Here is a 23,029-nt window from a genome sequence, read left to right on the forward strand (position 1 = left end):
ATGCGGAAGAAGCAGACATATTGAATGTAGCATTATTTGGATTTACGGCGAAAGCATGGAGAGAGGCAAATCCTGAACTTGCGAAGAAAAACAATGTCAGGGATTTTGCAACAATTAATGAATTAACAGTTCTATCCAATCTGGAATCACATAATGCACAGATGCTGCGTGAAGGAAAAGAAAAAGGAGAAAGATTCAAAATATTACAAGAGATTGCTGAATATCAGCTGAATGTCTTGAATGCAGCTGAAGAGATCAAAATGATAGAGAGTGATAGAGCACTGCCAGAGGTATGAACCGGGTGAGCATTTTTCATATGTCAGTGCATTTTATAAAAGTTGAATTGCCATTATCGTTGCCAAAAGACAATAGTATATCATCGCCAATGGCGATGATAATGGCAATGATCATAATTCAGTTGTCGCAAATTTTGCGACAACTGCTTCTGATGGAAAAGTATATCAGGTAGAACATTATAATTTTGATATGATCATATCAGTAGGATATCGGGTAAAATCTCGCAGAGGTGTAGAATTCCGAAGATGGGCAAATGATATTTTAAAACAATATATTCTTAATGACTACGCAATAAATGCAAAACGTTTAATTGCCTTGGAGAAAACGGTAGATATCCAGACTAAAATGTTAGCGTGTACATTGGAAGTTGAAGAAGAGGATATATTGAAGGCAGTAAGTCTATACACAGAGGCACTGACGTTGTTGGATCAATATGACCATCAAACGATTGAAAAACCAGAAGGAAATCAACCAATATACAGAATTACATATGATGAATGTTGCGCCATGGTAAATGCTATGGAGGATACGTTTCATTCAGAGGTTTTCGGTGTGGAAAAAGAGAAAGATAAGTGACGGTTCATTGGTGGCAATAACATTGATGATTGCTGAATCAGATCCTGTAGAAAAAGATATCATGGTTAATTTGGTTATAAATTTATTAACATTATAAATTCGGGAGATATTAGTAAAGAGGGATACAATGAATATCGAAGCATACAATCTGGATTCGCTGCGCAGGTTAGTACGAAAATTAGAAAAAAATAAAAATTTAACAATTAAATGATGCGAATATTTCATATGCTTCCGAGGATGTTTTTGCGGAACTTATTGAAAGGAAAAAGATATCACTGTGACCTGTCGGCTTCTTATAATATCGGGGCGAGATATTTTATCCGAGAACTTTTAAAACCCCTTCCGGCAACGGAAAGGTCTTTACTGGAGGCAAAAGTCCCTTCTGTAAAGCATAGAACCTTATGTGTTTATGCTGACTTAAGAAAACTTCATCTGCAAATGGAGATCTTAAAAGCAGTATAAACACAGGCAGATATACAGCGGATTACCTGTAATGTGGGAGCCTGCCGTATCCGGCATGGAAAAAGCACATAACTGTGCAGACCTAAGTTACAGGCGTATCCGCCGATATTCAGTCTGACGCCTAAAGCGTCTGGAAGCACGTGACTTTAGACATGTGAGGTTCGCTACTATCAATTCATTGTATATAAAAGAGCAGATGCAATTGTATCAGGACAGCACAGAAGCCACTATGGCGAGGTTGCAGGACTTTTAACAATTGTAGGAGAAATAAAAGAAAATATAGGAATTTGACATCCTCGGGAGCACTCTGCGTTACGCAGAGTCTTCCTCAGGAGCGCATTGCACCGTCAACTGACAGGATTTCTCCTGTGACGTAGCTGGCCATATCACTTGCCAGGAACAGAAATGCATTAGCGACATCTTCAGCTTCACCCATTCTGCGCAAAGGAATCCGGTTGATCAGCGGCTGGATCATTTCTTTTGGGAGTGCGGCTACCATATCGGTTCTGGTGATTCCAGGAGCTACAGCATTCACACGGATATGGAAAGGCCCCAATTCCCTGGCAAGAGACCAGGTAAGACCATTCACTGCATATTTGCTGGTTGGGTAGGCAACCCCGCTGGGCTGTCCACAGATACTTACCATGGAGCTGGTATTCAAAATACAGCCGCCGCCCTGCTGTTTCATGATCTCTACCACCGGAAGGATCCCGTTCATTACAGCATTTACATTCAGATTCATGATTTTGGAAAAATGCTCAGCAGTATATTTATCAATAGATACACTGTCAGAAATGCCAGCATTGTTTACCAGAATGTCAATTCTGCCATATTTATCTTTGATTTTGGATATTTCAGCTGTCATGGCATCTGCATCCGTCAGGGTTGGCCATGCACCGGAAACTTCCCAGTTCTCATTTTTCTCTTTTAAGGAAGCAATCGCTTTTGTTACTGTTTCCTGCCGGGAGCCGAATAATACAACAGTTGCTCCATTTTGTAAAAATTTTTCTACCACAGCGTAGCCAATTCCACGAGTTCCACCTGTGACAATTGCGACTTTATTTTTTAACATAATTTATCACCTCATCTAAGATTTTTCTTGATTTTATTATAGTGGGTGCAGTTGGTGGACAGTCAATGTTAAATTATTCACAAAAAGTTTCATCTCAATTCCCTTTGACGAAATTGATTTCTGGTGAATTTTACAAATTTTATAGATTTCCTTTGGTGTACAAGGTATAATAAATAAAAAAAGCGTACACCAGGTGAACACTTTTGAGGAGATCAGGATGAGAATACAGGAAGTGATTCAAAAAACAGGTTTATCACGGCGGACCATTTATTATTATATTGATCAGAATATGATCACTCCCCGTGTCAATCCCACAAACGGATATCATGATTTTTCAGAAAAAGATATACAGAAGCTTTTTCTCATCCGTAAATTGAGAGAAGCAGATCTTCCGCTGGCAGATATCCGCTCTATATTGAAGCAGCCTCGCACAACGCCGTTTTACTTGCATAAGCAGTTGAATGTTTTACAGAAGCAGCTGATGTCTATCCAGAAGGCGATCAGTGAGATGGATCGTCTGACCAGTCAGCTGCCTGTTTGTCAGTCTCTGGATCAATTGACAGATATGCTTGAGGAAACCCATTTTCACCCAGATGATTCTGCCAGGTATCAGATGAAAACCAGAGATGCACAGCTGCTGGCCCAGTATCTTTGGATGACTTATCTTGACACACCTGTGACAGAATATCAGCAGTTTCTTTGGCAGAAGATCACTAATCATACTCTGGAACATGCGGAAACGGATCTGAAAACCATGTCACGGTATCTGCAATCTCTTTCGCCTGAGCAAATTGATGCAACCAACATTAATCAATATTTCCGTAACCAGAAAATCATTTCCCTGACAGAAGCAGAGTATCCGGATTTTGTAGAAGAATTGAAGCACTCCCTTCTTGCATTTGCGTCAGATCCATTGCAGCAGGAAAAATGGAATCTTCTGTACCAGCCGGTTATTCATCCGGTAGCACTTTTCTGTGTTTCATCCAGTGGATGGATGCGGGAATTTCATCCTGCATACCGACGCTATTACGAAAATACCCACACCTGCTGTCGCATGCTGAAACATTTTATGGACAGTCCACAGGGAAATGATCTGAAAAAAACTCTGGATAAGGCGCTTCATGGAAACTGTGATGTACGTACCGGGTATTATGGTGAACTGGAAGTAGCAGCAACCTTTCACAAAAGTATTTATGCGCTGCTGACGCCGGAAGAGATCCGAGCATTTCTGTCAGAGGAAGGAATACAAGGAAGTTGAATAACTGGAATCTGTGGTGGATTTCATTGTACGGTCACTGTTATCAGCAGATATGTTTTTATTGAGAAATTTTTACATTAATGTTAAAATAATAGAAAAAAACACGGAGGATTACATCATGAAGAAACTGAAAGTTAAAAAGGGCAGTACCTGTATGGCATGTCTGGAATGTGTACGTGCCTGTTCAGAGGCATTTTATAAGGAATTTGATCCAGACAAAGCATGTCTTCAGATTACAGAAAAAAAGACTGTTCGTCCAGTAGCATGTCCACAATGTGGAAAATGTGCAGAGGCATGTCCAGAAGGAGCGATCACACAGAACGCAAAAGGCGTATATATGATCAACAAGAAGAAATGTACTGGCTGCGGCAAATGTGCAGAAGCATGTCCGTTTGGTCTGATTGTAAAGACAGAAGGCAATCCGGCATCCAAGTGTATTGCCTGCGGTATCTGTGCAAAAGCATGTCCAATGGATGTACTTGAGGTTGTAGAAGAATAATTAAAAACTAAAAAAAATCAACGAGGCGCTTCCTCTGGAAATAACCAGGGCAGGCGCCTTGTTTTATAAATATTCTGGTATGACCAGAGAAGGCTTGCTTAAAGAGAGGAAAGACCTGTATAATAGAAAAAAAGAAATACAAAAGGACTAAAAAGGTTGAAGAAAGATTTTAGGAATATATACATATCAGATTATTTAAAGAACAGTCTGGTCCTTATCTCACAATGTGTGATGACTACTGTAACAGCGCCTATGGGATATGGGAAGACAACAGCCGTAAGCTGGTATCTGGCAAGAATGGAAAAAAAGAAAAACACAGATGTAATTAGGATCAGCACCTATTCTGACAGCCTGCCTGTTTTCTGGAAGAGTGTGCAAAGCGCTTTTTCCTATGCCGGCTATGATATGCTGGATGACTGCGAATGCCCTACAGATGAAGCGTCAGCAGCATTTTTATCAGATCTGTTCTGTCGTACCTTAAAAGGAGAAACGGACAGTTATATTTTTATTGATGATTTTCATTTGCTGGCAAACAGGAAGGCTGCGGATTATCTTGGAGAACTTGGCAGCAGGCTTCCGGAAAATGTACATTTGATCATATCCAGCCGTGAGCAGATTTTTTCTGACAGAATAGTTATCCGACTTGGACGAAATCTAAATCAGATCAGCTTGCGCCATTTGCGTCTGAACGAGAAGGAGCTGACGGTTTATGCGCAAAAATGCGGGATGGAACTAAGTGAACAGCAGCTGGATAAGCTGTTTAGATCCAGCGAGGGATGGTTTTCAGCTGTTTATCTGAATTTTTGCTATTTAGAGGAATACGGTACTTTTCCAGATAAAAAGGCAGATATTTATAAAATGCTTGTATCTACCATGATCCGGCCTTTAACTGAGACACAGCAGAATTTTCTGGCAGTGATGGGACTGGCAGATGAATTTACCGCAGAGATGGCAAGGACAGTTACAGACATGGAGAATGCAGAAGATATTCTTTCCTCTATGACAGAAAAAAATGCCTTTGTCAGCTATTTTGCAGACCGTGGTATTTTCCGCTTTCATCATATGATGAAGGAGTGCGCAGAGCAGCTGTTTTCATCATTTGGGAAGGAAAAGCAGACTCTGTACCTGAATCGCTATGGAGCCTGGTATGAAGATAAAGGGCTGTACATCCATGCCCTGTCTTCCTATAAGGAGAGCGGTAATTTTCATGCAATGCTTCAAGTGATACAAAAGGATGCAGGGATTTTGTTGGCATCATTGAAGCCAGAGACTGTGGAAGAGCTGCTTGTAGAATGCCCTGAGGAGATTTTAAAAGAACACCCCTTTGCTGTTCTGGTTCTGATGCGAAGTATGTTTAACTGGAAAAAGATTCCTCAAATGATGAAATTAAAGGAAATACTGCTTCAGTCGGTGGAAGAGCATACAGAAATGACCAGAGAAGAACGTGGAAATCTGTTAGGGGAATGCGATCTTATCTTAAGCTTTCTGATGTACAATGATATTTCCAAAATGAGCCAGCTGCATCGCAGCGCAAGCGCTCAGATGTCACGTCCTGCCATCAGTATTCAAAGTAATGGTGGATGGACGTTTGGTTCTCCGTCTGTCCTTATGATGTTTCACAGGGACGCAGGTAGCCTGGATCAGGAGTTGAAGGAAATGAATGAGTGCATGCCTCATTACTATAAGATTACCAATGGACATGGGCAGGGTGCGGAAATGCTGATGGCTGCAGAAGCAAAATATATGCAGGGACATATGGTGGATGCACAGATAGAACTGGAGCAGGTTTATTCGCATATCGAAGGAAACAATCAGGAAAATATAAGACTGTGCTGCGATTTTCTTGCATTAAGGCTGGCTCTTTTGGCAGGCTTTTCAGTCAGGCAGACCATAGAGCAAAGACGGGAAGAGATTCTTAAAAGGCATAATACAGCATGGCTGAATCTTTTTGACAGTGCATGTGGATATTATTATGCGTTAGCAGGTGTTAATGATCGGATTCCCTCTCTTTTTCGTGAGCATATGCTTTATCAGGTGAACTTTCTGGCACCAGGCAGGCCTATGATGGAGATGATCGAGAATCAGATTTATCTGACCCAGGGAGAATATATTAAGGTGATCGGGAAAAGTGAAAGCCTTTTAGAAATGTGCCGGAATTTTCATTATGGACTTGTAGCGATACATATTGAGATTCAGACAGCAGCAGCCTATGAGCAGCTTGGAAAGCGTGAAAAAGCCGGAAGGTGTATTTCGCAGGCCTTAAAGGAAGCGATTCCGGATCAGCTTCTGATGCCCTTTGCAGAGAATTATCCCTATATATCGGAGTTGCTGAGAGAAAGACTGCTGCTTGCAGAGAAGCGGCAGGAAAGCGGATCATATAAAGAAACGATGACATTTGCAGAAGCAGCCCCGGCAAAGGAAATGCAGTTTATCAAGCGGATTATAGGGATTGGAGAAGGCTTTGAACGGCAAAGGGAAATGCTTTGTAAAGAGGCAGCCTATCCTGCACAATTTGGTATTCTCACACAGCAGGAGCTGAGGATCGTAGAGCTGATGTCAGAACGGTTAACTAATAAGGAGATTGCGGTTCAGATGTTTTTATCTGAGGGAACCATCAAGCAATATATTAATCAGATTTATTCCAAACTTCATATTGAAGGGGATACCCGGATTAAAAGGAAAAAGCTTTTGGATCAGCTAAACATGTAATTAACCAATAGTTAATTGCTTTTCAGTAAGACTCACCGTATGCTTAATATATGATGAGTTTTTTCTGTATACGGGGAGGAGAAAATTATGCTCAAAAGAAAGAAAATATTCGCAATATGTGCGGCAACATTTATTCTGGCGCCTGTAGCTGTCTATGCATCAGACGCACCTACAGATGAAGGTCAGTATATCTGGCAGGATGAGAACGGAGATTTCTGGTATCGCAATGGTACAGAAGACGAATATATCGGGGAAGGGAATTACGGACAGGATCCTGACAGCGGAGAATGGATGGAAGCCAATAATGCAGGATGGACAGAAGAGGAAGGCTATTTTGAGCCACATTATCACTATGATGGAAAGGGTGGTGTGTGGTTTGAACAGGGGGACGATGATTACTATATCGGATCCACAGACCAGTATTATATTGATGATAATGGACAGCTTTGTGAAATCTCAGGGAAGGCATCAGGAGATCATGGAGCAGACACAGCGTCGGAGACGTCAGCCGGTGATTCAGAGGATCAGGAAGCAGAAAAAACAGGAGAGCTTTACATGCTGGCAGATTTCAAACTGCAAGATACGATCATGGAATCTATGCCAGATGGTAAATTAGGTTATTCAGAGATTCGTTCTGTCAATGAAAATAAAAGCATGGCGGTTCTTTTAAAAGTAAAAAATGAACCTGAAAATACCGTTTCCACACCAGAGGATTTCATGGCAGAATATTACCCGGGCAATGGATCTATTGCTTATGAAGAAGCCATGACGATAGCATCCTATCCTGCAATGCGCTATCAATACAAGGGCTCCATCAATGATGAGGACCGGGAAATTGATGCTCTGGTATGCCTGACAGATGACTATTCCTTTGGCTTATTTATTCTGACAGAGCCTAAGGATTATGACGATAATATTAAAAAGGCAAATGTGGAACTGATTAAAACAGCAGATCTGATATATGCAGAACGGATAGATATGGCCAGTACAGATTTTTTTCAGGTACTTACCCCGGAAAGATGGAAATATCTTTGCCATTATGAGACAGAAGAAACAGAAAATGACGGTTATAAGCTTATATACTATTGTGAGGCGGTACCGGTCCTTACACTGGAGGTGCGTGCTTATGACGGCACAGATCAGCCTCTTGACAGTGTATGGCAGGGCTATCTTGGACGGATCCAAGCCCTGGATGGGAAGCAGTACGATCTGACCGCAACCATCAGCCAGTATTCGGAGGATGCCTCCGATGACTGGAAGGAAATGTATAACACCTATGAAGAAGTAATTAATGGAATCCGGGCCATTGACGGGTGCGTCCTCAGGGAAGGAAGCCACCTATAAACAATAGAATATTTAGCATTATGTGGTCAGCCTGTGAAAGCAGGCTGACTTTTTATATCAACTGGAAAAAAACAGTTGAAGAAACCAACTTTTTGTGTATATGATGATACCAGAAAAGTCGAATACAAAAGAAATGAGGGGACAGAGGATATGCTGAAGAAAATCAAAGATAAATACCATGGTCTGTCGCTTGCGAAAAAGTTTTCGCTTACCAGCATTGTGATCATTGTAATCTCCATCTTTGTACTGACAGTTGTTGTGCAGTTTTTCTTTGAAAAATCCGTGCTGGAGATCACAGGTGAAGGGTACAGACAGAAATTTGACGTTGCATCAAAGAGCAGCCAGAAGATTTTGGAGGATGGGGAAAAAATCAGCAAGGTTCTGCTCACTGATAAATCAATACAGGAGTGGTTTCTGGAAAATGGAACAGATGAAGCTAAAAGACTTCGTCAGAAGTTACAAGTGGAACAGAGGCTGGATTACCTGGATGCTCTTTATCCGGAAGATCAGTACAGCAGCATTTCTGTATTTGATGAACAAGGAGATATGGTCAATTCCAACAGGATTCGGTCGAAAGCATCAGTGTATCGTCAGTTTTTTGACATTATTAAGGAAAAACAGGGAAAAAATAGATGGTTGGATCTGTATGAGTTGAATGTACCAGGATATCAGGAAACGGGCATTGCTTTTCTCCGTTATTTTCGGGATTATGCTACAGGAAAGATTAAAGGCTATATTATAGCGGAATACCGCTCTCCACTGTTGATCAGTAATTTTACTCATGTAAAATATGGAGAAACAGGAAGCTATCTGATCACAGATCAGAAAGGAAATGTAAAGATCGAGAATAATGAAGACAGCAAAAAAATGATCGAAAAAGAGTCATACTTTCAGTGGGCACTGACAGAGCCGCAAGGTGGGAAAGTGTTTCAGGTGGATGGGCAAAGATGCCTAGTGACCACAGATATGATTCCAAAGCTGGACTGGATGATGATAGGGATCACTCCTGTGGATGAACTAACCAAACAGGGGAAAAATATCGTCCGTATTTTGTATGTAGTGGGGGGTTGTGCGGTACTGATCAGTGGATATGTAAGTTTCCGTTTGGCTCATAGCGTGACAAAGCCGCTGACAAAGCTTTCACAGACAATGGAGAGGTTTGGAAAAGGGGATCTGTCGGTTCATGCACCTGTATGGTATCAGGATGAGATCGGTATGCTGTCAGAAGAATTTAATAAAATGACAGAACAGATTCAGAGGCTGGTGGAGCAGGTTTACAAAGAACAAAAGGAAAAACGAAAGTCAGAACTTGCTGCTCTGCAGGCACAGATCAATCCACATTTTCTTTATAACACATTAAGCAGCGTGTCATCCCTAATCAAAATGAATTGCACGGATGAGGCGTTTACCATGATCCATGCTATTGGAATGTTTTACCGCACTTCTTTAAGTGATGGTAAAACCCTGATTCCTGTGGAGCAGGAGATCACCAATATTGAAAATTATATTCAGATTCAGAAAGTACGTTACGGTGATAAAATTGATTATGAGATCCAAATTGATCCTGAAATCTACAGGGAATGGATCGTTAAGCTGACGCTGCAGCCGCTGGTGGAAAATTCCATTTACCATGGAGTAAAAGCCATGCGAAAAAAAGGACTGATCAGGATTCGGGGATGGAAGGAAGGTTGTCTGGTATATCTTCAGGTATCGGATAATGGAGCTGGAATCCCTGAAGATAAAATAGACAAGCTGCTTTTGGGCGACAGCGGTGGAAAAAGGTATTCTTACGGGCTGTATAATATACAACAAAGAATCCAGATTTATTTTGGCAAGGAATATGGGCTGCATATAGAAAGTCATGAAGGAGCAGGAACTTGTACCACAATTTGTATTCCGTCAGGGAGGAATGAGAAATGAAGGTTTTTATTGTAGATGATGAATTTTTACAGAGACAGCTGGTAAAAAAGACAGTGAATTGGGAGAAACTTGGACTGGAGATTGCCGGGGAAGCAGAGGATGGTGAGGAGGCACTGGATAAAATACTAGAAGAGAAACCGGATATTCTGATTATGGATATTAATATCCCCTACATCAACGGAATTCAGGTTTCGGAAAAAGTAAAACAGGTGTTGCCGGATACTCAGGTGATTATTCTTACTGCTTATGGGGAATTTGAATATGCAAAACAGGCGTTGTCCTTGGGAGCTGCAAGTTTTGTGTTGAAACCGGTAAATCCGGAGGAACTGACAGAGGAACTGATCAAGTGTAAGGAAAAGCTGGAAAAGATACACCATCAGAATAATTCTTTTCAGAAAATGAAGGAGGAAATCAATCAAAAACAAAGAGAACAATACCTGCTGGAATGTCTGTCCGGCATCGGAGGCATGGAAAAAGAAGAAAGGATTCGTCAGATCCTGGGAATTCGGAAACCAGTGTGTTATGTGGTCCTCCTTCTACGCTTTCGGGATAAAGAGGGAAAAGAAAAACAGCTGGAAGAAATCGGGGATATGATGCAGGATTATTTCCCAGAGTATGAGTGCTTGGAGATCAACCAGCAGGATGCAGTATTTTTATTATATGGGGAGAACCAAATGGAATATCAGGTACAGCTTCTGGGGGGCTATCTGCAGGAGGAAATGAACCAGAGTGCTGTATTCTGGGGCGGAGCGAGTCAGCCCAGAACTGCTTTTACAGAATTAAAAGAGGCTTATCAGGAGGCTTATTCAGCAGGAAGAAAGGGAAGACAGCAAAAAAGAATTCATATTTTTGAACCAATGGACATGACCACGTTTCTGGGAATAATTTCATATGAATCAGAAACAATTAACAGTCTTTTGAAAAAACGATCATATCAGGAATATATGGACTGTGTGGAAGCATGTTTTGACCGGATGAAACAGGAAAATGTGACCCAACAGGCAGCCTATTATGTGGCGATGGATATACTGGTACATTTTTCTCTGTATTTGGCAGAAGTGGGAATCGATGTGGGAACCCAGGTAGAGGTGGATCAGCGAGCCTTGGCAAAATTACAGGATTACGGCAGTACAGAGGAAATACGGGACATCCTTTGGATGATCCTGGAAAGAGGACGCATTCTTTTGGAAAGCCATAAAGTGCCTGCAACCAGAAAAAAGGTATCAGATGCAAAAGAGTTTGTTGATCAAAATTTTTTCAGATTTGATATGAGTCTGAATTTAGTAGCAGATGCCATTGGAGTAAATGCCAGCTATCTCAGCAATATTTTTAAAAAGGAACAGGGCTGTTCATTAAGCAAATATATTACTTCCGTTCGGCTGGAAGAGGCAAGAAAAATGATCCGGAAGTATCCGGACAAAACTCTTCTTCAGATTTCTGAGGAAGTTGGATATGGAGACGTTTATTATTTCAGTAAGAGCTTTAAAAATCAGTATGGGATAACACCCTCAAAATATTTTGAGGAATCCAAATAATTTCCTGTCTGACCAAAAAATCTACATTCACATTGAAAAATCCAGATGATAAGATATGTTCAGAAGTTGAGAGATACAAACTCAAGAAACATAAGAAATGAGAACTTAATGAGGAGGAACATCCATGAAAGAAAAAGAAATCCCATTTCGACAGATTCATCTGGATTTTCATACAAGTGAGAAAATCCAGGGGGTATGTGGGGAATTTGATGCAGAAGAATTTGCACAGACACTGGAAGATGCTCATGTGAATTCTATCACTTTATTCTCATGTGGACATCATGGAAATCTCTATTACAATTCCAAAAAATTTCCGGAAATGATTCATCCGGGACTGGTACATAAGGATCTTCTTCGTGAACAGGCACAGGCTTGCCGGAAGCGAGGAATCCAGGTAAATCTGTACACAACTATCCGATGGAATAAAAGAGTGGCTGATGAGCATCCGGAATGGATTTGCATTGACGAAAATGGAGCACTTCAGGATTACAAGGGAAAAGGATATTTTGAAGCAGGCTTTTATAAAAATCTTTGTGTGAATACACCTTACCGGGATTTTCTGAAAGAGCAGTTCGGAGAAGTGTTGGAAACAATCCCAGGAGATGGTGTTTGGTATGATGCAGCGTTTATGAATGAATGTTGCTGTCCTACATGCCAGAAGCTGATGAGGGAACAGGGTCTGAATCCTGCAGTAAAAGAAGATCGTCAGGAATTTGCAAGATGGACTTATTACGATATGGTTCGTGATCTGACTGCATTTGCAAAATCTTATAACGCTTCTTTCCACGTATGCTATAACAAAGGTCATGTAGGCTATCTGGATAAACCGGTAATTGATGACTATTCTTATTTCTCTTTTGAGTCACTGCCAGGTGTTGAATGGGGATATATGGATTTCCCTGTATCTGCAAAATATATGAGAAATTTTGGAAAGGAATGTCTGGGACTTACCAGCCGTTTCCATACTGAATGGGGCGATTTCCACGCATTCCGCAATGAAGCAGCTATGGAGTATGAGGTTTTTTCCATGCTGGCCCAGGGGTGTAAATGTACCATCGGAGATCAGATGGATTACTGGGGAAAATTAAACAAAGATATGTACCGGCAGATTGGACGGGTTTACGCTTCTGTAGAGGCAAAAGAGCCCTGGTGTAAGGAAGCAGTTCCGCTTTCAGAGATCGGTGTATTTACAGCTGAGGAGTTTTATGCAACCGGTGTAGCCGGACAGATTGTAGGAGCTTCTGAAGGAACAGCAAGGATTCTTACAGAACTGGGATATCAGTTTGATTTTATTGACAGCACTCTTGATTTTGATAAATACAGGCTTCTGATCCTGCCAGATGTGATTCCTGTGGATGAAAAGCTGGAAGAAAAACTGACTTCATACCTGGAAAAAGGCGGTAAAATACTTGCTTCTTATCATTCAGGACTTCGCACAGATGGAAAAGAATTTGGTCTTCACCAGCTGATGGTTGCATATAAAGGAGAAGCTCCATACAGTCCGGATTTTATCTGGCCAAAGGAGCATTTGGCTGCAGGACTTGCAGATGCAGAGCATGTAATGTATGACAAGGGAACTTTGGTAGAAGTGTCCGGAGAGACTGAATTTGTACAGAAGGTGATCCCACCGGTATTTAACCGGACATATGAACATTTTTGCTCACATCTTCATTCACCATCCGGACGGAAAGAGGAATATCCGGGAATCGTGGAAACAAAACAGACGGCATATTTTATCCATCCGGTATTTACTACCTATCAGAATTGGGCACCTGCCTGGTATAAAAAGCTGATAGCAAATGAACTGAAAAGGCTTCTTCCAAAGCCAATGGTTTCTCACAATGGGCCATTTACTACACAGGTAAATCTGCTGCGTCAGGAAAAAGAAAACCGTGATATTTTACATGTTCTTCATTATGTACCTGTTAAAAAATGTAAGAATCTGGAAATTGTGGAAGATGTGATTCCACTGGAGAACCTGAAGGTGGAAGTGGAAACTGTGGATAAGGTGGAAAAGGTCTATTCCGTACCTGATCAGAAAGAGATACCATTTGTTCAGAAAGAAAACCGAGTATTTTTTGAGATTGATAAAGTAAACGGACACTTTATGGCAGCAATAAGCTATAAAAAATAATGTAATAAAAAAGGAGGATTTTACAACATGAGAAAAGGGAAAGCAATGTTAAGCGTAGCACTGGCAGCTGCAATGACACTGGGAAGTGCAGTACCTGCACTGGCAGACGGAGACAAGACCAAGGTAGTATTTATGAGCCGTGATAGCGGAGATACACCAATTGCAAAGGTATATGAAGATCAGATTGCCCGCTTTATGGAAGAGAATCCGGACATTGAGGTTCAGAACGATTCTGTCTATGAGGAAGCAGCGTACAATAACAAACTGAAGGTTGCTTTATCTACCGGTGAGACACCAAGCATTTTCTATTATCCGGCAATCGCAGGTCTGACAGAGTGGGCGCAGAATGGTGTTCTTTTGGATCTTACAGATTCCCTGGATGCAGATCAGGAATGGAAGGACTCTTTCCTGGATGGAGCATTGGACACCTATGATCTGAGCGCATATGGGGCAGATGGAATTTATGCTTTACCAAATGAATTGAATGTAGACGCTATTTTCTATAACAAGGCCCTTTTTGAAAAAGCTGGTATTACAGAAACTCCACAGACCATGGATGATCTTTATGACGCCATTGACAAGCTGGTAGCAGCAGGAATTACTCCATTTGGTGTAGGTGGCAAAAATACATGGGTTATGGGACACATTTTCAATAACATCCTTGCAAAACGTATCGGCAGAGAAGGCATTATCCAGCTTGGTACAGGTGAGAAGAAATGGACAGATGAGGACGTTGTAGAATGTCTGCAGATCACAAAAGATCTGAAAGAGAAAGGTGCTTTTGCAGAGGGATTTGAAGGAATGGATTACAATACACAGATGAATCAGTTCCTTACCGGCGAAGTGGCAATGATCTCCCACAGCAGCCCTATCATTCCGGAAATGCTGAACACTGAGTCTGAGATTCTGGATGATATTTCCTTCTTCCCATTCCCATATTTTACAGACAAGGAAGAATTTAAAGATACTCATGTAGTTTATACTTCTGGCTGGATGATTTCAGGGACTATGAGTGACGAAGAAAAAGAAGCAACGCTGAAGCTGGTAAAATACATGACTACAAAGGATGCAATTCAGGAACGTATGAATGCGGCTATGCGCGTGGCTCCGTATAAAGATATTGACGCACCGGAAGATGCACCTCAGATCTTTAAGGATATGGTAGAGTATACAGGCACAATTTCTGATTCTGTGGGTGAATATTTTGATTATGATACATGCTCTACATTAGTGGATACATCCAGAAATGGAATCCTGAATATGATGCTTTCTGATACAGCAGAAGATACAGCGGCAACAATTCAGGCAGACATTGATGCAAACCGTCCGCAATAACAAAAAGAAAGAGGAGGGGCTGCGGCCTCTCTTCTTTTTACCCAAAAACAGGTGAAGGGAGAGAATTTTGTGGAAAAAATAAGAAAAAATAAAAAAATCATTTTTATTTTTCTGCTTCCTGCAGTACTGATCTATCTTTGTTTTGAAGTGATTCCTGTGATCATGTCCATTTATTTTTCCTTTAATGACTGGCCGGGAATCCAGGCAATCCCACTGAAATTTGTAGGACTGAACAATTACAAAAAATTGTTTTCTAATGGCGTTTTTCTGCAGTCATTGAAAAATGTACTGATTTATATGGTGATCAGTGTAGTACTTCAGGTACCAATCGGGTTTGGACTGGGTCTTTTGATCCATCACTTTAAAAAGTGGCAGAGATTTTTTAAGGCAGCATTTTTTATTCCAATGATCTTGTCTGTCACAGCAGTAGCACTTTTGTGGAACTTTATTTATTTTCCAACAGAAAAAGGTATTTTGAACAGCTTTCTGATTAAGCTGGGGCTGGATGGTCTGGTACATCAGTGGTTGGTAGATCCTAAGACATCTTTGATCTGTCTGATTATTGTAAGTACCTGGACCAGTGTTGGATATTATATGATCATATGTCTGGCGGGGCTCACTTCTATTCCGGATTCCGTGCTTGAAGCAGGAAGTCTGGATGGGGCAACAGGATGGAAAAAGATCCGATATCTGTATATCCCTATGCTGTGGGAACCACTGAAGATGTCAACCATCATGGTCATTACCGGTGTACTGAAAATCTTTGATACAGTATATATTTTGACACCTACCGGCGGAACCGGCAATTCTACTATTGTACCCGCACTTCTGATGTATAATGAGGCTTATCGGTATGGACATTACGGAACAGGAAGTGCAATTGCAACTGTTATCTTTGTGTTAAGCGCATTTGTATCCATTGCCAGTCTGAAGCTGATGAACAGACGGGAAAGCATTGAATACTAAAGGAGGGACTTGTTCATGAAAAGAGAAAAAAAGCGTTCCGCAGGATTTTATGCAGGATTTATCTTATTTGTGCTGGTTGCTCTGGTGAATGTATATCCTATGGTATTTTCAATTTTCTGTTCTTTTAAGGGAAATCTGGAGATTTTCTCTTCCTTTACATCCCTTCCCAAGAAACTGCGAATTGAAAATTATGCAACTGCATGGAATATTGGAAATATCGGCAGATACTTTTTGAATACGCTGATTCTGGCAGCAGGTACACTACTGGTGTCCGGTCTGTTTGGTGCTATGGCTTCCTATATTCTTGCAAAATTTACTTTCAAAGGAAAATCTAAGTGGTATCTGTTGTTTATCGCAGGGATGATGATCCCGATCCAGGCTGTGTTGATTCCGCTTTCTTATATCTTTGGAAAGCTGGGAATAATGAATAATTATCCTGTTTTGATTCTTTTATACTCGGCTTTTTGTTTTCCTATGACCATCCTGATCCTTACCGGATTTATGAACAGTATTCCTACAGAATTGGAAGAGGCTATGGTGATTGATGGGGCAGGTATCGGACAGGTGTTTTTTGGAATGATTATTCCGTTATCTATGCCTGGTATTATCAGTGTTTCCATTTTTAATTTTATCCAGGTATGGAATAACCTGCTATTCCCACTGATCTTTGTATCTGATAAGAATAAAGGAACCATTTCCATGGGACTTTTGGCCTTTTTTGGAGAATACAGTACGGATTACAGTGCAAGCATGGCAGGAATCTGTCTGACCACCATACCAGTAATCATTGCTTATATCTTCTTCCAGGAGAAAATTGAAAACGGACTGATGAGCGGCGCTATCAAAGGATAAAGCTGATTTTGGAAGTTACCTGCCTTCAAAAACCTGTGTTCCCGGTTTGACAAAGAACTGATTAATGGGTACAATACCCAATAATAGCAGTTATAAACAGGCATGCATAAAGAAAGGACGTTGACAGATGACAAACTGGGAAAGAAATATCCGGAAGGTTGTGCCATATACACCTGGGGAGCAACCCAATCAGCCGGATATGATCAAATTAAATACAAACGAAAATCCTTATCCTCCTGCACCAAAGGTACAGCAGGTGCTTAAAGAAATGGATGCAGGGGATCTGCGGCTGTATCCGGATCCAAGCGCAGGAGCTTTGGTAAAAGCCATTGCAGATTATTATGGCTTGAAAGAAGATCAGGTTTTTGTAGGCGTTGGCTCAGATGATGTGCTGGCTATGAGCTTTCTTACCTTTTTTAACGGAGAAAAGCCTGTCCTTTTCCCTGATATTACATATTCCTTTTATGATGTGTGGGCAGAGCTTTTCAGGATCCCATATGAAAGACCTGCTTTGGATGACAGCTTCCATATTAAGAAAGAAGATTATTTCAAAGAAAATGGCGGAATCATTTTCCCCAATCCCAATGCACCTACTGGTGTAGAGCTTCCGCTTCAGGATATAGAAGAGATCCTGAAGGCCAATCCGGGATCCGTTGTGATCGTAGATGAAGCATATATTGATTTCGGAGCACATTCCGCATTGCCTCTGATCAGCAAATATGACAACCTTCTGGTTGTACAGACCTTTTCCAAGTCAAGATCTATGGCAGGTATGCGTATTGGCTTTGCATGCGGCAATCCGGTGCTGATCAAATATCTGAACGATGTAAAATATTCTTTTAATTCCTATACCATGAACCGTACTTCTCTGGCAGCAGGTGTAGCGGCTATTGGGGATCGGGATTATTTTGAAGACACCTGTCAGAAGATCATGGATACAAGGGAATGGACGCAAAAAGAATTAACAGTACTTGGATTTACATTCCAGGATTCAAAAGCCAACTTTATTTTTGCCTCTCATAAAACCTGTCCTGCAAAACAGATTTTTGAAGCACTGCGGGCAAAGCATATTTATGTAAGATATTTTGCAAAACCAAGGATTGACAACTATCTCAGGATCACCATTGGTACCAGAGAAGAGATGGAGCAGCTGATCCGTTTTCTTAAGGACTATCTTGCGTAAAGGAGATGAAATGAGAAAAAAGAATATTTGGAAACAGCTTCTTAGCCTGACACTTTCCGGGGTTTTGCTTCTGGGAAGTGCCCCTGTGTCAGGTGAGGAGCTTTTTTCAGAATCAGAAGATACATTATATACAGGCGTGGAAGCGCAGGTTTTTTCAGAAGAGGAAGCCCAGGCTTTTTCAGAGGAGGAAGAGCAGGTTCAGGATGTACCTGCAGAAGAAGATACAGACCAGGTTCAGGATGTTTTTGAGGATGAAGCAGAAGAAGCAGAGAATGAAGTCGGCGAATTTCAGTCAGCTAAAGAGCAGTCTGAGGATCTTTTTTCTTCCGGAGAAGTGACAGATGAGGACAGCCAGGCTCTTACCGAAGAAGAGATCGCAGCCCAAAAGGCACCCATGGAGGAGCTTTCTCCTATTCTGGTAGTGGAGGATCCGTTTTCCACTTCCTCAGGGATTTCGGGGAGAAGCCGTTCTTATGGAAGCAGTCTGCCTTCACGGTATGATACCAGAGGGGCATATACCTCACAGGTGAAGAATCAGAAGCCTTACGGCATGTGCTGGGCATTTACCACTGCGGCAGGTATGGAGACTTCTCTTCTTATGAAAGGACAGGGACTTTATGATCTGTCAGAAGAGCATCTTGCCTATTTTTTTGCAAACAGGCTGAATGATCCGCTGGGAAATACAGCGAACGATAAAAATATTGTTTCCGGAAGCTACCGGGAGGGAGGAAATCAAGTCCTTGCTTCCCTTTTTCTGTCTACATGGTCAGGAATGGGTCTGGAATCCCAGGCACCTTACCCTACAGATGCAACGCATACGGAACAGTACGATACCAAGCCGTCCACTTCACTGGCGTACCAGACATCTGCATATCTGACGGATGCAGTATTTTCCGGATATGATGTAGGAAAGATCAAGGAACTGATCTATCAGTATGGGGCAGTAGGGATGTCCCTTTGGCTGGATGGATCCTATTATGATGCTATAAACTATACGTATGGTTATCCCTATGAGGGATCCGGTGCCAATCATGCAGTAACACTGGTTGGATGGGATGATTCCTTTGATAAAAATAATTTTCCTGCTGCTTCCAAGGTGACAAGGAACGGCGCCTGGATCGCCAAGAACAGCTGGGGAAGTGAATGGGGAGACGGGGGATATTTTTATATCTCTTATGACAATAAATCCAATTATAATATTGTGGCAGAAGGGGCAACGGTTGCACCGGCTTATACCAATAATTATTTTTATGACGGATCCAGTGCCTTAAGCAGTCTGTCTTTGAAAAAGCAGACCGCATCTTCAGGAGCTACCATGGCTGCCAATGTATTTACTGCAACCGCAGGAAATGGAAACGGAGAAGTTCTGGGGGAGGTGGTGCTTGCCACCCACAGTGATGCAGGGCTTTTTGGTATACAGGTATATACCAACCTGACTAATCCGGCGGATCCTACCAGCGGTATTCCGGCATACAGCACACCTGTACAGTTCTATCAGACCTATGCAGGGATTTCTACAGTGAAGGTTCCGGAGGTTACACTGACCCAGGGTTCCATGTATTCTGTTGTGATCACTAATCTTGGAAGCAGCAGTATTGATTTCTTATGTGAAACAGAAGGCAATTACAGCTGGGTAAGATTTCAGCCGGGTCTTGCTATAGAACAAAGCTTTGCCTACAACAGTAAAGACGGATGGTCTGATCTGTATGAAGATGGCATGTGCCTGAGAATCAAAGCTCATACACGCACCCTATCCGGTCCTGTAACAATAGCTGCACCTGGATTCCTTACAGCTGCTTCTGCTTCCTATAAGCAGATCAATCTTTCCTGGTCAGCAGTAAGTGGTGTTTCCGGATATGAGATTTATCGGAAGGCAAAAGGCGGATCCTACCAGAAGCTGGGTAATACCTCCTATGGAACTACCAGCTACAAAGATGGAAGTGCACGGTATGGAGTCACCTACACCTATAAGGTACGGGCCTATACAAATGTAAGCAGTGGGAAGCTGTACAGCAGCTTTTCCAGGGAAAAGTCTGCAAAGGCAGCACTGGCAGTACCAATGGTTTCTGTAAAAGTATCCGGTAGCATGTATAATAAAGTTAGCTGGACAAAAAGCTATGGAGCTCAGGGCTATGTTGTATATCGGAAAGTGTCCAAAGGAAAATGGAAACGGATCGCTACTTTAAAAGGATCTTCTGTACTTTCCTATAAGGATAAAAAGATTTCGGCCACAACGGTTTATGAATATGCTGTTCGTGCATATCGAAAGATCAATGGAAAGAATGTGACCAGCGGTTATAAATCTTCTGGAAAATATAAGTCTGCAGCCGCCCGTCAGAAGGTTTCTTCTGTGACAAATACCAGATATGGACTTCGGATCCGGTGGAAGACCCAGACAAAGTGTGACGGTTATTTCCTTTACCGCAGGGAAGGCAAGGGAAAATGGAAACGAATCGGGACAGTTTCTTCCGGAAAGCGCTCAGTGTACTTTGACAATACAGTGAAAAAAGGAAAAAGCTATGCTTATTATGTAAGGGCTTATGTAAAAGAACCTTATGGGATCGTAGCCGGACGATATACGAAATCGGTTGCAGTCCGCAAAAAATAAGGACTTTTCGTAACTGCTCAGTATCCTTACAGTTACGACTTTTTCATTAATAAAAAGCCTGTCGTTCAACGAAAAATGTCGATAAGATCTTATTGAAAAGAGAAACCTACTCAATGTATAATTGTTACTGTGATATTACCTGTAAACAGTTACCCCAAAATACAGTAAGTAGCAGCCTGCAAATACAGTGGTGGACAGACATTGCAAAATGTGGTAGAATATCCTAATCAGAAATTCCATGTCACTTCTGACGACGCATCCCCATTTTTTTATTGAGAGGTAAAGAATTGTAATGAGAGAAAAATATGAATCGTTGTCGCTGGCAACTCTAAAAGAACTGGCAAAAGCAAGAGGCCTGAAAGGGGTATCTGCACTTCGGAAGCCGGAACTGATCCAGCGGATGTTAGAGGAAGATGAGAAAGAAAGCTCTCTTCAAAATGAAAAAACGCTCAAGGGAAGAGAAGAAGCAAAGCAGGAGAGCAGACCAGAGGCGAAGCCAGAGGTCAGAAGTGAGAGCAGACCGGAGACAAAGCAAGAGGTCAGAAGTGAGAGCAGACCGGAGACAAAGCAAGAGGTCAGAAGTGAGAGCAGACCAGAGACAAAACAAGAGGTCAGAAGTGAGAGCAGACCAGAAATAAAGTCAGAGGGAAAAGGGGAAGCTGCTCAGCTGGACAGTGGTGAGAAGGCTAACGGGATCCTGGAAGTCCTTCCGGATGGATATGGATTTATCCGCTGTGAGAATTATCTGCCTGGAGATAATGACATTTATGTGTCCCCATCTCAGATCCGCCGATTTAATCTGAAGACAGGCGATATTATCCAGGGGAACATAAGGATCAAGACCCAGGGAGAAAAATTCAGCGCACTTCTTTATGTAACATCCCTCAATGGATTACATCCAAGTGAAGGACCCAAAAGATATAATTTTGAGGATATGACGCCTATATTCCCTAATCAGCGTCTCATCCTGGAACGGCCAGGCGGCACAGTTGCCATGAGGATCGTAGATCTGATCAGTCCCATCGGCAAGGGCCAGAGAGGTATGATCGTATCGCCTCCAAAAGCCGGTAAAACTACACTTCTAAAGGACGTAGCCAAGTCCATTTTGAGAAATAATAAAGACATGCATTTGATCATTCTTCTTATTGATGAGAGACCAGAGGAGGTAACGGATATCCGGGAGGCTATCTACGGACCTAACGTGGAAGTGATCTATTCTACTTTTGATGAGCTTCCGGAGCATCATAAGAGGGTATCCGAGATGGTGATCGAGCGTGCCAGACGTCTGGTAGAACATAAGAAAGATGTAACCATTCTTTTGGATTCTATTACAAGACTTGCCCGTGCCTACAATCTGATCATTCCGCCAAGCGGCAGGACTCTTTCCGGCGGTCTTGACCCTGCGGCACTTCATATGCCGAAGCGGTTCTTTGGTGCTGCCCGTAACATGCGGGAAGGCGGCAGCCTGACCATTCTTGCTACGGCACTTGTAGATACTGGCAGCAAGATGGATGATGTGATTTATGAGGAATTTAAAGGTACCGGTAATATGGAACTGATCCTTGACAGGAAGCTGCAGGAGAAGCGGGTGTTTCCGGCCATTGATATCCAGAAGTCCGGCACAAGGCGTGAGGATCTGCTGCTTAGCCGTGAAGAACAGGAAGCAGTATATATTATGCGTAAAGGCCTAAACGGCATGAAGTCCGAGGATGCAGTAGAACAGATTCTGAATATGTTTGCACGCACGAAAACAAATGCGGAATTTGTCCAAACCATTAAAAAACAGAAAATTTTATAAATAACTTGCATTTCCAGATTCAGTATGATATAATCAAAAAGCTGTTTAATAGTGAATTTGTCGATTTCCCACCAGTGGAAGTCGAGAAGGAAATAGAACGAATACAGAGAGGTGAAAATCATGAGAGAAGGAATCCATCCGAATTATTATCAGGCAACAGTAACCTGCAACTGTGGAAATACATTTGTTACAGGATCTACTAAGAAAGATATCCACGTAGAAATCTGTTCTAAATGCCATCCATTCTACACAGGCCAGCAGAAGGCTGCTCAGGCTCGCGGACGTATTGATAAGTTCAATAAGAAATATGGCCTGAACAAATAATTAGAAGAATAAGGTACAGTGAGAAGGTTGAGGTTGGGAAATCTCAACCTTTCTTTGTACGGCTTTAGCCTGTTCAAAATGTCTACGCAGCGTGTAGGCATTTTGAACTATAACCCACCTGCTTCGCGGGTGGTGACCCATTGTTATACGCAAAAAT

Annotated in this window: 16 protein-coding genes and 1 pseudogene; 16 read left to right on the forward strand and 1 reads right to left on the reverse strand. The window is 41.9% G+C overall.

Annotated features, from left to right (window positions below; all coding sequences use genetic code 11):
• Both OCV61_RS15540 and OCV61_RS15545 read left to right on the forward strand, forming a co-directional pair.
• Window positions 1-296 (forward strand): annotated as a pseudogene (locus OCV61_RS15540) (KilA-N domain-containing protein); the annotation flags it as partial.
• Between the two features lie 82 nt (window positions 297-378).
• Window positions 379-873, forward strand: a complete 495-nt coding sequence (locus tag OCV61_RS15545) for a virulence RhuM family protein (protein WP_262583186.1) — start codon at window positions 379-381, stop codon at window positions 871-873.
• A gap of 790 nt (window positions 874-1,663) precedes the next feature.
• On the opposite strand, the gene OCV61_RS15550 is transcribed toward OCV61_RS15545, so the two are convergent.
• On the reverse strand, window positions 1,664-2,407 hold the full coding sequence (locus OCV61_RS15550; protein WP_158422584.1) for an SDR family NAD(P)-dependent oxidoreductase: 744 nt from the start codon (window positions 2,405-2,407) through the stop codon (window positions 1,664-1,666).
• 217 nt (window positions 2,408-2,624) lie between these two features.
• Between OCV61_RS15550 and OCV61_RS15555 the strand changes: the two genes are divergently transcribed.
• From OCV61_RS15555 to rpmE, 14 genes are all read left to right on the forward strand, one after another.
• Window positions 2,625-3,665: a MerR family transcriptional regulator gene (locus OCV61_RS15555; RefSeq protein WP_158422585.1), complete on the forward strand. Its 1,041-nt coding sequence runs from the start codon at window positions 2,625-2,627 to the stop codon at window positions 3,663-3,665.
• Between the two features lie 118 nt (window positions 3,666-3,783).
• The gene (locus OCV61_RS15560; protein ID WP_158422586.1) at window positions 3,784-4,164 is read left to right on the forward strand and encodes a 4Fe-4S binding protein; all 381 of its coding nucleotides are present in this window, start codon (window positions 3,784-3,786) and stop codon (window positions 4,162-4,164) included.
• Between the two features lie 156 nt (window positions 4,165-4,320).
• Window positions 4,321-6,873 (forward strand): helix-turn-helix transcriptional regulator, encoded by a 2,553-nt coding sequence (locus OCV61_RS15565; RefSeq protein WP_262583179.1) that lies wholly within the window; start codon window positions 4,321-4,323, stop codon window positions 6,871-6,873.
• Between the two features lie 87 nt (window positions 6,874-6,960).
• The gene (locus OCV61_RS15570; RefSeq protein ID WP_158422588.1) at window positions 6,961-8,217 is read left to right on the forward strand and encodes a hypothetical protein; all 1,257 of its coding nucleotides are present in this window, start codon (window positions 6,961-6,963) and stop codon (window positions 8,215-8,217) included.
• 75 nt (window positions 8,218-8,292) lie between these two features.
• Window positions 8,293-10,137, forward strand: a complete 1,845-nt coding sequence (locus OCV61_RS15575; protein WP_158422589.1) for a sensor histidine kinase — start codon at window positions 8,293-8,295, stop codon at window positions 10,135-10,137.
• Window positions 10,134-11,672 (forward strand): response regulator, encoded by a 1,539-nt coding sequence (locus tag OCV61_RS15580; protein ID WP_158422590.1) that lies wholly within the window; start codon window positions 10,134-10,136, stop codon window positions 11,670-11,672. The genes OCV61_RS15575 and OCV61_RS15580 overlap by 4 nt, the downstream gene beginning before the upstream one ends.
• 124 nt (window positions 11,673-11,796) lie before the next feature.
• Window positions 11,797-13,806 (forward strand): alpha-amylase family protein, encoded by a 2,010-nt coding sequence (locus OCV61_RS15585; RefSeq protein WP_158422591.1) that lies wholly within the window; start codon window positions 11,797-11,799, stop codon window positions 13,804-13,806.
• Window positions 13,807-13,833: 27 nt separating this feature from the next.
• Window positions 13,834-15,141: an ABC transporter substrate-binding protein gene (locus OCV61_RS15590; RefSeq protein ID WP_158422592.1), complete on the forward strand. Its 1,308-nt coding sequence runs from the start codon at window positions 13,834-13,836 to the stop codon at window positions 15,139-15,141.
• 69 nt (window positions 15,142-15,210) lie between these two features.
• On the forward strand, window positions 15,211-16,107 hold the full coding sequence (locus tag OCV61_RS15595) for a carbohydrate ABC transporter permease (RefSeq protein ID WP_158422593.1): 897 nt from the start codon (window positions 15,211-15,213) through the stop codon (window positions 16,105-16,107).
• A gap of 15 nt (window positions 16,108-16,122) precedes the next feature.
• Complete coding sequence (locus OCV61_RS15600) at window positions 16,123-16,959, forward strand: carbohydrate ABC transporter permease (protein ID WP_158422594.1); 837 nt, start codon at window positions 16,123-16,125, stop codon at window positions 16,957-16,959.
• A gap of 127 nt (window positions 16,960-17,086) precedes the next feature.
• Window positions 17,087-18,142, forward strand: a complete 1,056-nt coding sequence (hisC, locus tag OCV61_RS15605; protein ID WP_158422595.1) for a histidinol-phosphate transaminase — start codon at window positions 17,087-17,089, stop codon at window positions 18,140-18,142.
• 10 nt (window positions 18,143-18,152) lie between these two features.
• Window positions 18,153-20,750 carry a C1 family peptidase gene (locus tag OCV61_RS15610; protein ID WP_158422596.1) on the forward strand — a complete coding sequence of 866 codons (2,598 nt, stop codon included), beginning with the start codon at window positions 18,153-18,155 and terminating at the stop codon, window positions 20,748-20,750.
• Window positions 20,751-21,042: 292 nt separating this feature from the next.
• Window positions 21,043-22,548, forward strand: a complete 1,506-nt coding sequence (gene rho, locus OCV61_RS15615) for a transcription termination factor Rho (protein WP_158422597.1) — start codon at window positions 21,043-21,045, stop codon at window positions 22,546-22,548.
• A 120-nt stretch (window positions 22,549-22,668) separates the two neighbouring features.
• The gene (gene rpmE / locus OCV61_RS15620) at window positions 22,669-22,872 is read left to right on the forward strand and encodes a 50S ribosomal protein L31 (protein WP_015541906.1); all 204 of its coding nucleotides are present in this window, start codon (window positions 22,669-22,671) and stop codon (window positions 22,870-22,872) included.
• Window positions 22,873-23,029: the final 157 nt, after the last annotated feature.

Origin of the sequence: Blautia ammoniilytica (assembly GCF_025566965.1) — a bacterium.
Taxonomy (GTDB): domain Bacteria; phylum Bacillota; class Clostridia; order Lachnospirales; family Lachnospiraceae; genus Blautia_A; species Blautia_A ammoniilytica.